The 11,602-nt window shown below is 65.3% G+C and carries 18 protein-coding genes, 1 tRNA gene and 1 pseudogene; 14 read left to right on the forward strand and 6 right to left on the reverse strand.

The window, feature by feature from the left end:
- Positions 1 to 123: 123 nt before the first annotated feature.
- The 4 genes and pseudogenes from AB0I35_RS02380 to AB0I35_RS02395 form a co-directional block, all read right to left on the reverse strand.
- Positions 124 to 285 carry a hypothetical protein gene (locus AB0I35_RS02380; RefSeq protein WP_357393618.1) on the reverse strand — a complete coding sequence of 54 codons (162 nt, stop codon included), beginning with the start codon at positions 283 to 285 and terminating at the stop codon, positions 124 to 126.
- Between the two features lie 712 nt (positions 286 to 997).
- The gene (locus AB0I35_RS02385) at positions 998 to 1,681 is read right to left on the reverse strand and encodes an HAD hydrolase-like protein (protein ID WP_357393620.1); all 684 of its coding nucleotides are present in this window, start codon (positions 1,679 to 1,681) and stop codon (positions 998 to 1,000) included.
- Positions 1,678 to 2,076 (reverse strand): hypothetical protein, encoded by a 399-nt coding sequence (locus AB0I35_RS02390; protein WP_357394186.1) that lies wholly within the window; start codon positions 2,074 to 2,076, stop codon positions 1,678 to 1,680. Before AB0I35_RS02390 ends, AB0I35_RS02385 begins: the two co-directional genes overlap by 4 nt.
- Before the next feature lie 234 nt (positions 2,077 to 2,310).
- Positions 2,311 to 2,559, reverse strand: a pseudogene (locus tag AB0I35_RS02395) (winged helix-turn-helix domain-containing protein); the annotation flags it as partial.
- Between the two features lie 131 nt (positions 2,560 to 2,690).
- Here AB0I35_RS02395 and AB0I35_RS02400 point away from each other — a divergent pair.
- The 13 genes from AB0I35_RS02400 (at position 2,691) to AB0I35_RS02460 (ending at position 10,221) form a co-directional block, all read left to right on the forward strand.
- The gene (locus AB0I35_RS02400) at positions 2,691 to 3,137 is read left to right on the forward strand and encodes a hypothetical protein (RefSeq protein WP_357393622.1); all 447 of its coding nucleotides are present in this window, start codon (positions 2,691 to 2,693) and stop codon (positions 3,135 to 3,137) included.
- A gap of 5 nt (positions 3,138 to 3,142) precedes the next feature.
- A complete protein-coding gene (locus AB0I35_RS02405) occupies positions 3,143 to 3,406 on the forward strand; it encodes a hypothetical protein (protein ID WP_357393624.1) in 264 nt (87 codons plus the stop codon).
- A gap of 1 nt (position 3,407) precedes the next feature.
- Positions 3,408 to 4,004, forward strand: coding sequence for a DUF2637 domain-containing protein (locus AB0I35_RS02410; RefSeq protein WP_357393626.1), 597 nt, complete (start codon positions 3,408 to 3,410; stop codon positions 4,002 to 4,004).
- 1 nt (position 4,005) lies between these two features.
- Positions 4,006 to 4,209, forward strand: a complete 204-nt coding sequence (locus tag AB0I35_RS02415) for a hypothetical protein (RefSeq protein ID WP_357393628.1) — start codon at positions 4,006 to 4,008, stop codon at positions 4,207 to 4,209.
- The gene (locus AB0I35_RS02420; RefSeq protein WP_357393630.1) at positions 4,209 to 4,475 is read left to right on the forward strand and encodes a hypothetical protein; all 267 of its coding nucleotides are present in this window, start codon (positions 4,209 to 4,211) and stop codon (positions 4,473 to 4,475) included. Before AB0I35_RS02415 ends, AB0I35_RS02420 begins: the two co-directional genes overlap by 1 nt.
- Entirely contained in the window at positions 4,475 to 5,791 is a 1,317-nt protein-coding gene (locus AB0I35_RS02425) for an FtsK/SpoIIIE domain-containing protein (RefSeq protein WP_357393632.1), read from the forward strand. Before AB0I35_RS02420 ends, AB0I35_RS02425 begins: the two co-directional genes overlap by 1 nt.
- Positions 5,788 to 6,108 carry a hypothetical protein gene (locus tag AB0I35_RS02430; RefSeq protein ID WP_357393634.1) on the forward strand — a complete coding sequence of 107 codons (321 nt, stop codon included), beginning with the start codon at positions 5,788 to 5,790 and terminating at the stop codon, positions 6,106 to 6,108. The genes AB0I35_RS02425 and AB0I35_RS02430 overlap by 4 nt, the downstream gene beginning before the upstream one ends.
- A gap of 2 nt (positions 6,109 to 6,110) precedes the next feature.
- On the forward strand, positions 6,111 to 6,290 hold the full coding sequence (locus tag AB0I35_RS02435) for a hypothetical protein (RefSeq protein ID WP_357393635.1): 180 nt from the start codon (positions 6,111 to 6,113) through the stop codon (positions 6,288 to 6,290).
- Positions 6,287 to 6,433, forward strand: coding sequence for a hypothetical protein (locus AB0I35_RS02440; RefSeq protein ID WP_357393637.1), 147 nt, complete (start codon positions 6,287 to 6,289; stop codon positions 6,431 to 6,433). Before AB0I35_RS02435 ends, AB0I35_RS02440 begins: the two co-directional genes overlap by 4 nt.
- Entirely contained in the window at positions 6,430 to 7,080 is a 651-nt protein-coding gene (locus AB0I35_RS02445) for a hypothetical protein (RefSeq protein ID WP_357393639.1), read from the forward strand. Before AB0I35_RS02440 ends, AB0I35_RS02445 begins: the two co-directional genes overlap by 4 nt.
- A gap of 35 nt (positions 7,081 to 7,115) precedes the next feature.
- Complete coding sequence (locus AB0I35_RS02450) at positions 7,116 to 8,864, forward strand: replication initiator (protein WP_357393641.1); 1,749 nt, start codon at positions 7,116 to 7,118, stop codon at positions 8,862 to 8,864.
- 14 nt (positions 8,865 to 8,878) lie between these two features.
- Entirely contained in the window at positions 8,879 to 9,091 is a 213-nt protein-coding gene (locus AB0I35_RS02455) for a helix-turn-helix domain-containing protein (protein ID WP_357393643.1), read from the forward strand.
- A 149-nt stretch (positions 9,092 to 9,240) separates the two neighbouring features.
- Positions 9,241 to 10,221, forward strand: coding sequence for a tyrosine-type recombinase/integrase (locus tag AB0I35_RS02460; RefSeq protein ID WP_357393645.1), 981 nt, complete (start codon positions 9,241 to 9,243; stop codon positions 10,219 to 10,221).
- Between the two features lie 95 nt (positions 10,222 to 10,316).
- On the opposite strand, the gene AB0I35_RS02465 is transcribed toward AB0I35_RS02460, so the two are convergent.
- Positions 10,317 to 10,387, reverse strand: a tRNA-Gly gene (locus tag AB0I35_RS02465).
- A 99-nt stretch (positions 10,388 to 10,486) separates the two neighbouring features.
- On the opposite strand from AB0I35_RS02465, the gene dcd reads away from it, so the two are divergent.
- Positions 10,487 to 11,086, forward strand: coding sequence for a dCTP deaminase (gene dcd / locus AB0I35_RS02470; protein ID WP_067497111.1), 600 nt, complete (start codon positions 10,487 to 10,489; stop codon positions 11,084 to 11,086).
- Here the strand turns inward: dcd and AB0I35_RS02475 are convergent.
- The gene (locus tag AB0I35_RS02475; protein WP_357393647.1) at positions 10,999 to 11,511 is read right to left on the reverse strand and encodes a hypothetical protein; all 513 of its coding nucleotides are present in this window, start codon (positions 11,509 to 11,511) and stop codon (positions 10,999 to 11,001) included. The genes dcd and AB0I35_RS02475 overlap by 88 nt on opposite strands.
- Between the last annotated feature and the right edge of the window lie 91 nt (positions 11,512 to 11,602).

The following is an 11,602-nucleotide window of genomic DNA, read 5'->3' on the forward strand; positions in this document are numbered from 1 at the left end:
GTTTCGTTCAGCAATTCACCGCGCCGGGGTTCCTGGCCTGGGGTCGGCTTCGTTGGCGACCCGCTACCGGCCTCGTTGACGGCGGCCGGGAGGTGAGAAAGGGGGCCGAAGCCCCCTCCCGGGCTAGGCGTATTCGGTCATGGCGGTCTCGGTGGCGAGGTAGTCGGTGAGGCAGGGCTGGCAGGCGAAGAGGGGCTTCCAGGGGCCGGGCTCGTGCTCGGGAAAGACGGTGGTAGCGGGTGCGGTGGTGCAGGCCCAGCAGGTGGGGGCGGTGGTGATGATCATGATCGGGGTTCCTCTCCGGTCGGGGTGGTCTGGCTGAGGGCGTCTCGATCACGACTGCGGTGGGTGTCAAGGGTTGCGAAGCAATCACGTAGTGACGCCGTAGGCGCCCTTGATGCCCGCCGTAGTCGTGATAGCCCTTGGATCAGTCAGACCGCCACGACCGGAGAGGAAACATGGTGAGCGTCGCCGCGGAACTGGGTGCGTCGCAACGCGAGCCATGACCAACTGAGCGGAACGACTGGACATGCTGCGACCTGACCGAACCAGAACAACCGACCCGGGGCAGGGTGGCGACCATTCGCCGGGGCTGGTGACGGTTCGGTGACCCCGTGCCCAAGTCCGGCAGATGGGTCTATGAGGCAAGCGAGCGAAGCTCGTGCGGCAGCACCGTATAGGAGTCGGTGTGCTGGTGGCCGTCGATCGGGGCAGATGCCAGGCCGAATCGGGTTCGTGAAGTCGTTCAGCAATTCTGCCGGGCTGGTTCCTCGTGCCCGTTGACGCTTCCGGGTCCGTGCGGATTGAGCATTCAGGAGCTCCGGCGTCTGCCGTAAGCGCGTGCTCGTCGCCGACGCGCCGACGCGCCCAGGCGGCGCCTTACCAGCCTGGTTGCGCGTCGAAGCGCGGCGGCGGCGCGCATGCGCCGCCGCAGGCGCCTTGACTCTATATAGCGAAATTCAGCAACAACTCCGTGTGGTGACGGGCGCTGCGGTTGCTACTGCGAGACGACTTGGCCGTGAACGGCGTCGAGTAGCGCGGACATGCTGGTGATCGTCGCTGCTGGCGCGTAGGGAGCGAAACGCTCGACCTTGCCGGGCTTGTTCGCGTAGGCGATCGCGGGGACGGCTGCGGAGTTGGCTGCCTGTAGGTCGGTGGCTGAGTCGCCGGTAAATGTGGCGGCCGTGGCCTCGGTTCGTAGACCGGTCAGGGCGGCGTGGAGTAGGTGCGGGTTCGGCTTGAGTGCGGTAGCCGCTGAGCTGCGCGCGTAGATGCCTGCGACGTGTGTACGGAGTCCGTGACGGCGGAGATAGGCGTCGATCGCGGCAATGGAGTTGTTGCTGACGATTGCGACTGAACCGCCGTGCCTGGCTGCTCCGTCGCGAATTACGTTGTGGGCGTGCGGTGTTGGCGTTGCAACTGCGACGGCTTCGACCTCGAGGCGGGTTAGTTCCTGCTCGGTTGAAACGGCTACCGCGTCTGAGAGTTCGGCGGCGTAGTCGAGGAGGTCGAACGGATCGGATGTGGCGCCGAGGTGAGCGGGCAGAGGGACACCCATCGCGGCGCCGAGTCGTTCGGCAACGCGTCGGCTCGACAGGCCAGCGAACACGGAACAAACCGGGCCGTCGAAGTCGAGCAGAAGGCACGGCCGGGCAGCGATGAGGGCTCGGAGTTCGGTCACGGTCGGTAGTCCTGTGCGACCGAGTTCCAAATGCTGTCGAACCACAACAGCGACTGTGCGACGAACTGGCTGCCCGTCGAGTCGGGGTCGACATCGCGGGCGTGGTGGAACAGCGTCGCGTCTTTGCCCATGAGATCCCACATCGCGACGTTCTCACCGTCGAGCGGGATCGTGTGCTCGACCACCGGGTAGTAGCCGGAGAACGCCTGTTCGCCGTTGAGTATGTACAGCTTGAACAGCGGGACAGCCGGGTAAGTCCTGATTTGAGCTGTCGCGGTGGGGACCAGGCCGAGACGACCGAGCTCCTCGACCGACTCAACGATTGCACTGCTATGGCGCTCCATGATCTTGGTTGCGCGCTTGCGGAACGCAGGGCTGTCCTGGAGGTCGTCCACTCGGGCCGGGAGTGACCAAGGCTGCGACGGGTCCGGCAGTAGCAGTCGGATGCTGAGGCTTTCTGGTCGTAGCCGTCCCTCGCGGATTCGGTCGAGTGGTTCGGCGATAGCCCCATGAAGGGTTTCCCCGGAGAATCCGGCGAAGTCGACGGTGACGTTGGTGGACTCGAATGCCTGCTCGATGTGTGGGCGAAGGCCTACGGGGCGTTCCGTCCGTTCGCGAACGTAGGTGCCGCTCCCGGGCCTGCTGACAACTAGACCCTCCTCGCGAAGGGTGCGAATGGCTGATTCGGCAGTGGCCTTCGCGACGCCGAATCGCTCGACCAGTTGGGGGCCAGACGGTAGCCGCTCGCCCGGCGCGAACTTCCGGGTGAGGATGGCGGCTCGCAGGATGTTGGCGATTTGCTGCGATGCCGGTCGCGGGTCGTCGGGGTCGATTGTCTCCATTCGCCCAGCATAAGGGCCCTTCCCTAGGCAAGTCATGTAGCTATTGACCTCCCTAGGGAGCTAAGCTAACCTGAAAGCTACCTAGGGAACCTAGGGGCTTGGCAAGGCCAAATATGGCGCATCCGATATTTCTGTCTATCCCCACTGACACACAGGAGCTGATTTCAATGGCACTCAAGGACATGTGGATTCCCACCGACTTCGCCGCCGTCTTCCCGCAGGGGCTGATGCTGGTGGGCGACATCGAGCCGGACGAGGAGTTCAGCTCGGATCGCAACGCGCCCAAGCGGCAGAAGATCGACATGGACCGCGACGGCAACGGCTCGCGTATGCGGCTGTGGAAGGCCACGGTCATGGACCCGGCCGGTGCGGGCAAGGGTGCGAAGAATACCGGTTTGGACATCACGTTCGTCTCCGATGTCGTTCCGGTGCCGGTCGCGGCTGAGGTGATGCCCGGTTTCCGGCCGATCCAGTTGGAAGGGCTGATGCTCAAGCCGCGTGTGGTCGGCAACGGTGAGTTCAAGTCGATCGGGTTCTACATCCGGGCCACGGGCATCGTCGGTGACAACTCGGGCGCGAAGGTCAACGAGCCTGCAGCACGTAAGGCCGCGTGATCGCCATGTCTCACGTGAGTATGTCGGCCATCCTGCTCGACTCGGTCGCTGTCGAGTACCACCCAGCCAGCGTCGATGACACCTTCGATTTCGTGCACCCGGCCAAGGTCTGGGTGAGGCTGGAAACCAGGGACGCGCATTCGACGGTGTTCCTCGATATCGAGCACGTTCGCCAGCTCGCCGAGGAACTCCCGAAGCTGCTGATGGTTCATGATGCGTCCGAGCACGTGGCCAAGGAGCAGGCTGCGGCCCTGGCTGAGGCGGCCTGAGATGGGCACGGCGGATCAGCAGTCCTCGGGTATGCGGTGGGCGCGCTGGTCCGCCGTCCTGGTTCTGATCGGTATCGGTGCCGCGGCGTTCGTGTTGTCGTTCGCGGCGCTGCAAGACCTCGCGATCATGGGCGGCACACCACGGGGTTTGGCGTGGTTGTTCCCGGTGATCGTGGACGGCACCATTATCCAAGCCACGATGGCCGTGGTCGCTCTGCCACCGGAATCGGCTGAGCGGTCCTGGTTCTCCCGCATCCTTGTCGGCGGGGCGGCGGTGTCGGTGTCGAGCAACTCGATTCACGCCTACCTGACCGGCCACGGCTGGGGCGGTGCCCTACTGGCAGCGATCCCACCCCTCGCCCTGCTCATCGACACACACGGCCTGGTCCTGCTTCGCCGTGCGGCACAACAGGAATCGGCTCCGGCTGTGGCCGAGTCGGCACCCGACACACCTGCCGTCGCGCCTGATCCGGCGCCCACGGTCGAACCCTCCCTTCCTGGCCCGGTCCCTGCATCGGCGCCGACCTTCCACACTTCTCCGCGTTCGGCTGCGCCGTTGCTGCCTGTCGCGGTCCCGATCCCTACAGGGGGCAACTGACATGTCTGACTATTCGTTCATCTCGGTCACGTCGCCGACCTACGACTGTGACTTCGACGTCCGCTACCTCGAAGACTTCGGCAAGATCCTCGCCTCCCTCGGCTGCGGTGATCTGTACCTGACCCCGTTCGACGCTGCCGACCTCGCAGACAAACTGGTTGCGGCGCTGGACGTCTACGCCTCGACTCTGCGGGCGGTGGCGTGATGGGGCCGCGTTTGGTTTTCGTGTCGGTCGTGCTGCTGGGTCTGCTGTCGACCCCGGTGGTCGTGCCGATGATCTTGGCCGGTGAAGAGTCCGGCGATGGTCCGAACGTGGTGTCGTCGGTGAATCCGCTGGTGCTGGGGTGCTCGATGTTCTGCGACGACGGCCCGGCCGTGATGCCGCTGCCCGGCCCCGAAGTTCCCGCGTGTGTGGCGTTCTGCGATGACGGCCCGGTGTCGCTGCCCATGACCTCGTCGGGGGTGAAGTGATGGGTTCGACGATTGTTCCGCTCGCGGCCGTGTTGGCCTCGGGGCTGATGTTGTGGTGGCGACACCTCGACAGCCCCACCCGCCCGGTGGGTGACGTGGACCTGTTCGCGGGAGTGCCGGCCGAATTGCGCACCGCCGCCATGGTGCTGACCGATGTGCGCCACCTCAAGCTGATGTGGTTGGCGGTCGGGTTGGGTTCGGAAACCGGGTGGCCCCACGTCGTCGGTGGGGTCGACCTGATCCCGTCCGGGGCGGTGTTCGACGTGCAGATGATCGGTGGGCAGAAGCTCACCGACTGGACCAACGAACAAACCCGCGACGCTCTCGCACACTACCTCGGTGTCGGCAAAGTCTTCGTCCAGCAATCGGGTCCGTCGTTCGTGCGGGTGGAGCTGCGGACCTTCGACACCCTCGCGGCCGCGGTCGATGTCCCGGACGTGAGGGCCTCGACAGGGGTCGATCTGGAAGCGGTGCTGACCGGGGTTCGTGAAGACGGGCAACTGTGGTTGCTGCGGGTGCTGTATGCCCACATCCTGCTCGCTGGTGCGACCGGTTCGGGCAAGGGCTCGGTGTTGTGGTCGATCATCCGGGGTATCGGTCCGGCGATCAAAGCCGGGTTCGTGGATGTGTGGATGGCAGACCCGAAGGGCGGCATGGAATTCGGGCGCGGCTCCCGGATGTGGGTGCGGTTCCAGTGGACCGCTGACGGCATCCTCGCCCTGCTCGCCGAAGCAGTCGAGGTGATGCAGAACCGGGCTGCGGAACTGCGCTCGGCCGGTATCCGCAAGCACGTCCCGACCACGGACGCACCGCTGATCCTGATCGTGATCGATGAGGCTGCCGCCCTGTCGGCCTATGCCAATCGTGAACAGCGCCAGGAGTTCGAACGCCTGCTCGGTCTGCTGCTGTCGCAGGGGCGTGCGGTCGGGGTCTCGGTGATCGCCGCGTTGCAGGACCCGTCGAAGGAGACGATGCCGTTCCGGCAGCTGTTCCCGGTGCGGATCGGGCTGCGCCTGGATGAGCCTTCCCAAACCGCGATGATCCACGGCTACGGCGCCAAAGATCGCGGCGCTTTGTGCCATGAGATCCCTGAGACCACACCGGGTGTGGGCTATGTCGGGGAGGACGGCACCGCCGAGTTCGTGCGGGTGCGGGCGTTCTGGGTCTCCGACGAACAGATCGACGCGATTGTCGACGCCTACGCCCCGACCCCGACCATCACCACCGCTGATGACAGCGACGAATTCGACCCCACCACCTTCGACCCGGACTACATCCCCGGCGAAGACGACAACCCGATGGAGCGTGCGGCATGAAACGCGGACTCGTCACCGAATCCCACGTCGTCATCTACTGCGACACCTGCGGAGATGTCCTCACCGACGCCGATGGGGAATCGATCTGCTTCGACACCACCCACCAGGCCGTCGGATTCCTCAACGTCAAGGTTTCGGGCTGGTCCTACGACGGCGACCGCGTCACCTGCGATGCCTGCTCCGGAGCCGCGGAATGCGCCGCCAAAGGACACCGCTGGGCCCCGGGCTGGCAGCAGGAGATCTGGCCCGTATCCGGCGCCCAAACGGCCTGCAACAACTGCGGCATCACCAAATCCGAACTCGCACAGGAGAAGTGACTATGAGGAACCACAACACCGGCCTCGCTGACGTGACCGACTTCGCCGCCCGTGCCCGCTGCCGTGCCGAAGCCCGCGGCCTCGACCCGGCCACCGTGGCGGCAACCGTGCTCGCCGAAACCGGCACCGTCCCAGCCTGGAACGACTACGCCGAAACGGGCGGATGGGACGACGTGGCATGACCACTCGCAAGCCCAAAGCCGCAGGACCACAACCGAACCCGGTTGTGGCTAGAGCGGCCGAGGAAGTCGCCGCAGCGAAGAAGAACACCCACCAGCTCGAACTGTTCCCTGTGACCGATCTGTACCGGAAGAAGACGCCATGAGCCGTACTCAGAAGATCACCATCACCGAGCAGGTCGACTACTTCGACGTGATCCTCGACGCGCTCGGGCGGGCCATGATCGCCGCTGTTGTCGGGGTCGGGTGGTTGCTGTGGTGGGCGGTGCTGTTCCCAATGGTCTCGGCCCCGATCGCCGCTGTTGTCGCGGCGTGGGTGCTGCTCGGGTGGGTTGCCGGGCTGGGGGTGGCCGGGGTAGCTGTCGCGGGGATGGTGCTGTGGCGACTGCGGAGTCCGCAGACCTTCGAGCGCTTGCTGTCCAGTCGCATCCGCTCCCGGTGGTTGGCCTGGTTCCGGTACCGGCGCCGCTGGGCCACCCTGCTCACCGCCTGCGACCTGGTCAACCGTGACGGGGACCGGGTGCTGGTTCCGCGGCTGGTCTCGGTCCACATCGGCGACGCCCTCGACACGGTGCACGCCCGGATGTTGCCCGGCCACACTCCCGACTCCTGGGCACGCCGGGCTGATGCCCTCGCCCACGGGTTCGGTGCCCGACAGGCACGGCTCCGATTCTCCGGGCCCGGACAACTGGCGATCACCTTCCGCCGCTCCGATGCCCTGGCCGAACCGATCCTCGCTCCGATCGAATCCATCGCCGGATTCAAGACCGTTCCCGGCACCGAAGCCGCATGAGCACACACACCACTACGACCGAGGGAGGCCGCACCATGTCCACCACGACCGCTACGGCCTCTCTCGGCCGTTCCACCGCACCGATCATCGGTCTTGCGCCGAACCGGGAAACCGCGGCTGATCGTCGCGCGATGCCCGACATCACCGACATCGCCGAAGCTGCCGCCGAGAAAGAAGGCGTGTGCGCTCGGGTCGTCCCCATGCGCGCCTTCGACCCCATTACCTCCCGCACGTCGTACGTCGGGGCGCCGTGCAAGTCGACGGTGGCCTCGGTCTGCCCCGCCTGCGCCAAGGCGAACCGGTACCTGCGCATGACACAGTTGCGCGAGGGGTGGTGCGCCGAACACGAACCGGTCGACCCCGAAACCGTCGTCACCCCAGCACAGCAAGACGTCTTGGGCGCTCGCGCATTGCTGTTCAACGATTACCACGATGCTCGCCGCGCTGGGGATCATGAACTCGCCGAAGCTATCAAGGCTCTGGTGGCCGACCTCGACACCGAGCTCCGCGAACTCGGCGTGCGTGGTCGACTCCCCGCCCTCGATGAGAAGCCACGCCGCAAAGCCAAATCGACCCGTCGCCGTGACGACGTGCCGGACCTGCCGCGTAAGAAGGTGAACAAGAACCTCACCATCGGGCAGGCGTACGCCGAGGGCAAGTACCGGCCCTCGACGTTCTTCACGCTGACCCTGCCGTCGTACGGGTCGATCAACCGTGTCCGTGACCGGGAAACCGGTGAGATGGTCTCGGACGGTTCCCCGCGTGACCCGGACTCCTACGACTACACCCGGCAGGCTCGCGACACGATCCACCTGGCCAAGCTGTTCGACAGGTGGGTTCAGAACCTGCGGCGTGCGGTCGGCTGGAACGTCCAGTACTGGGCTTCGGTCGAACCTCAGAAACGCGGGGCACCGCACCTGCACATCGCGATCCGGGGTTCCATCCCGACGAAACTGCTCTACCAGGTCACCGCCGCTACCTACGTCAACGTGTGGTGGCCGCACTTCGACCGCCCCGTCTACACCGATGCGAACATGCCGGTCTGGGACTACTCCGCCGGCACTTTCGTCGACCCCCGCACCCACAAACCGCTGACCTACTGGGATGACGCACTGGCGGTCATGGATACCGTCGATGACCTCGAGCCAGCTCACACGATGCGGTTCGGTGGGCAGGCCAAGCCGGTGCCGATCCTCGGCGGGTCTGAAGAGATGGACACCAAGGTTCGGTACCTGACGAAGTACCTCACCAAGTCAATCAGCGAAGTCCTCGAACCGGACTCGACCCGCGTCGCCGTGCACTACGACCGGTTATACGCGGAGTTGTGCGACACCCCGTGCTCGCCCCGCTGCGGGGTCTGGCTGCGCTACGGCATCGTCCCCAAGGGCGCCAGCGAGAAGACCCAACCGGGCAAGTGCAAAGGCAACGCACACCGCCGCGAAACCCTCGGCCTGCCCGGCCGCCGCTGCCTCAACTCCGGCAAGTGGTCGGGCAAAACGATCCCGGACCACAAAGCCGAACGCCTCGACTACGTTCGCGCCGAACTCGCCCGCGTCGGCATCATCAAACCGGACACCTCGCACCTGCGGATCACCCCGGTACACCCTGGCGACAAAGACGCGCCCCCACGCTCACACCTGGTCATGAACCTCGTCACGCGGCGGATCAACGAACGCGCCGAGTACACAACGGCCAGGCTCGCGATAGACGAAGGACCACCAGGCGTTTCACGTGAAACCGTTGTGCCACAACAACGTTCAACAAACCAGCAGACGGCAGCATAGGGAGGGTGAGGAAAATGGCAACCGAGAGCGGCTCGGAATATCTGACGGTCGAGCAGGCCGCCGAGTATCTCGGCACGGGTGTCCGGTTCATTCGGCGCATCGTGGCGGAGCGGCGGGTGGTGTTCTACAAGGTTGGGAACTACGTGCGGTTCAAGCGGTCGGACCTGGAAGCGTTCGCGCAGGCCGGTCGTGTCGATGTTGCGCCGAGCTATCAGGCGGTGGCGTGATGGGTGGAAAGCGGGCCTTCGGGAGCGTGCGCAAGTTGCCGTCGGGTCGGTGGCAGGCGCGCTATCGCGGACCAGACGGCCAAATGCGCCCTGCGCCAAGGACATTTGCGACCAAGCGTGCGGCAGAGCAGTGGTTGTCCACTACCGAGGTGGCGATCCTTCAGGGCGACTGGATTGATCCCGAGCGGAGCAAGATCCTTGTCGGTCAGTACGTGAAGCGGTGGATCGATCAGCGTCCGGGCCTGCGACCCAAGACGCTCGAACTGTATCGGTGGCTGTTGCGCGCTCACGTCGAATCGACCGCGCTGGGTGGAACGGAACTCGGCAGGCTGACGACGCCGATGGTTCGGCAATGGCGTTCGGAACGGCTCGACGCGGGCGTATCGGAGATTACGACGGCGAAGGCGTATCGCCTCGTTCGAGCTGCGTTGAACACTGCGGTGGACGAGGACAAGATCATTCCTCGCAATCCGTTCCGTGTGAAGGGTGCCGACAAGGAGACCAGTGCAGAGCGCCCTGTGCTCTCAGTCGGTCAGGTGTTCGCGCTGTCCAAGGCTGTTCCGGATCGCTATCGGGTCCTGGTCCTGATGACGGCGTTTCTGTCGCTGCGCTGGGGTGAGGCTGCCGCGCTGACTCGCTCGGACATCACAGAGGGCGCCAAAAACGTTCGCATCGGAAAGTCGCTGCTGGAAATCGTGGGGAAGGGGCTGGTGGTGGCCGCACCGAAGTCGCGGGCGGGAGTTCGGACGCTGACCGTTCCCGAAGCCATCCGCGCCGACATCCTTTCCCACCTCGAGCTCTACGTCGACAACCGGCCGGATGCCTACGTCTTCACCGGGGTGAAGGGGAACCCGCTGCGACGGACGAACTTCACCAAGATCGTGAAATGGCGGATGCTCACGGCGTCGGTCGGCGTCCCGGGTATTCACTTCCACGACCTTCGCCACGCCGGAAACCTCTGGGCGTCGAAGTCGGGAATGTCGACCAAGGACCTGATGGCGCGCATGGGGCACGACGACATGCGGGCCGCGCTGATCTACCAGCGGGCTACCGACAGTGCCGAACGCCGGATTGCCGACGATCTTTCGCGGATGGCGACGGAGTATCGCGAGGGCCGTTCCAGCGCGTGAGTGGCACGTGTGTGGCACGGCGGCTCTGCGTGGTGCCGCTCTCACAACTACAGAAACGACGAAAGCCCCCGGATCACCTGGGGGCTTTCTCTTTGAGCCGATGACGGGAATCGAACCCGCGCTACCTGCTTGGGAAGCAGGAGTTCTACCATTGAACTACATCGGCAGTTGTGCGATCGCGACTCTATCAGAACTGGCGTGCGGGGATGCAAGTCTTCGGGGGCTCGGTCGGGTGGTGGGGGCGTCACCTGCTTAAACTGGGCCGGTGCTGCTCTCCGATCGTGACATTCGCGCCGAGATCGCCGCTGGGCGGCTCGGGGTCGAGCCGATGCTCGAGTCGATGGTTCAGCCGTCGAGTATCGATGTTCGGCTCGACGGGCTGTTCCGGGTGTTCGACAACAGCCGGTACACCCATATCGATCCGGCCCAGCAGCAGGACGAGCTGACCAGTCTGGTCGAGCCGAAGCCGGGGGAGCCGTTCGTGCTGCATCCGGGGGAGTTCGTGCTGGGGTCGACGCTGGAGATGTGCACCTTGCCCGACGACCTGGCGGGGCGATTGGAGGGCAAGTCGAGTCTGGGCAGGCTCGGATTGCTCACGCATTCGACGGCGGGGTTCATCGACCCGGGATTCAGTGGGCACATCACGCTCGAGCTGTCGAATGTGGCGAATCTGCCGATCACCCTGTGGCCGGGGATGAAGATCGGGCAGCTGTGCCTGATCCGGTTGACGAGCCCGGCCGAGCATCCGTACGGGAGTGCGGCGGCCGGGTCGAAGTATCAGGGCCAGCGGGGGCCGACGCCGTCGCGGTCGTACCTGAATTTTCCCCTGTCGCCCGATTCGCTCAACGCGGTCGAGACGCGCTGAGGACCGACTTCCAGGGCGATCCGCAGCACCTGCGTGAGCGGCGGGAAAGCGTCGCCAGGGCACGGCGGACGCACCCAGTGGCAGCCCTCGCGGCTCCAGCGGCCGAGGCTGGTCGGAAGCATGACGGCGCTGCCGATGCCGGGGACGTCGATATCGAGGCCCGACAGTTCGGCGGCGAGATCGTCGGTGGGTCTGGCATCGGGTGTGGCCAGCACGCTCCAGCGGATCTGACGGGCGAGCACGGGACCTTCCGCCCGTTGCTCACGCAATCGCGCGAACACTTTCTCGGCGCGTGCGGTCGGCAGATGGACCACACACAGCCGATCGGTGATCGGCAACATCACGAAGCCACCACGCTCGCGCACGGGCAGCCCGAATTCGCGCTGGTAGCAACGCACCCAGTCATCGACAGTCCTGGCTTCCACCCCTTCAGGATCACCCCTCACGGCGGTCGGTGACCACTGCCCCGCACCGCCCTTTCGCTGCCTCAGACAACCGATTCGGCGAACCTGTGGT

The sequence above is a fragment of the Nocardia sp. NPDC050378 genome, from assembly GCF_040655675.1.
Taxonomy (GTDB): Bacteria; Actinomycetota; Actinomycetes; order Mycobacteriales; family Mycobacteriaceae; genus Nocardia; species Nocardia coubleae.

Excerpts from the sequence above, each read along its gene's own strand:
- AB0I35_RS02380 (WP_357393618.1), bottom strand. The coding sequence starts at position 285 with ATGATCATCACCACCGCCCCCACCTGCTGGGCCTGCACCACCGCACCC.
- AB0I35_RS02400 (WP_357393622.1), top strand. The coding sequence starts at position 2,691 with ATGGCACTCAAGGACATGTGGATTCCCACCGACTTCGCCGCCGTCTTC.
- AB0I35_RS02405 (WP_357393624.1), top strand. The coding sequence starts at position 3,143 with ATGTCTCACGTGAGTATGTCGGCCATCCTGCTCGACTCGGTCGCTGTC.
- AB0I35_RS02410 (WP_357393626.1), top strand. The coding sequence starts at position 3,408 with ATGGGCACGGCGGATCAGCAGTCCTCGGGTATGCGGTGGGCGCGCTGG.
- AB0I35_RS02415 (WP_357393628.1), top strand. The coding sequence starts at position 4,006 with ATGTCTGACTATTCGTTCATCTCGGTCACGTCGCCGACCTACGACTGT.
- AB0I35_RS02420 (WP_357393630.1), top strand. The coding sequence starts at position 4,209 with ATGGGGCCGCGTTTGGTTTTCGTGTCGGTCGTGCTGCTGGGTCTGCTG.
- AB0I35_RS02425 (WP_357393632.1), top strand. The coding sequence starts at position 4,475 with ATGGGTTCGACGATTGTTCCGCTCGCGGCCGTGTTGGCCTCGGGGCTG.
- AB0I35_RS02430 (WP_357393634.1), top strand. The coding sequence starts at position 5,788 with ATGAAACGCGGACTCGTCACCGAATCCCACGTCGTCATCTACTGCGAC.
- AB0I35_RS02435 (WP_357393635.1), top strand. The coding sequence starts at position 6,111 with ATGAGGAACCACAACACCGGCCTCGCTGACGTGACCGACTTCGCCGCC.
- AB0I35_RS02440 (WP_357393637.1), top strand. The coding sequence starts at position 6,287 with ATGACCACTCGCAAGCCCAAAGCCGCAGGACCACAACCGAACCCGGTT.
- AB0I35_RS02445 (WP_357393639.1), top strand. The coding sequence starts at position 6,430 with ATGAGCCGTACTCAGAAGATCACCATCACCGAGCAGGTCGACTACTTC.
- AB0I35_RS02450 (WP_357393641.1), top strand. The coding sequence starts at position 7,116 with ATGTCCACCACGACCGCTACGGCCTCTCTCGGCCGTTCCACCGCACCG.
- AB0I35_RS02455 (WP_357393643.1), top strand. The coding sequence starts at position 8,879 with ATGGCAACCGAGAGCGGCTCGGAATATCTGACGGTCGAGCAGGCCGCC.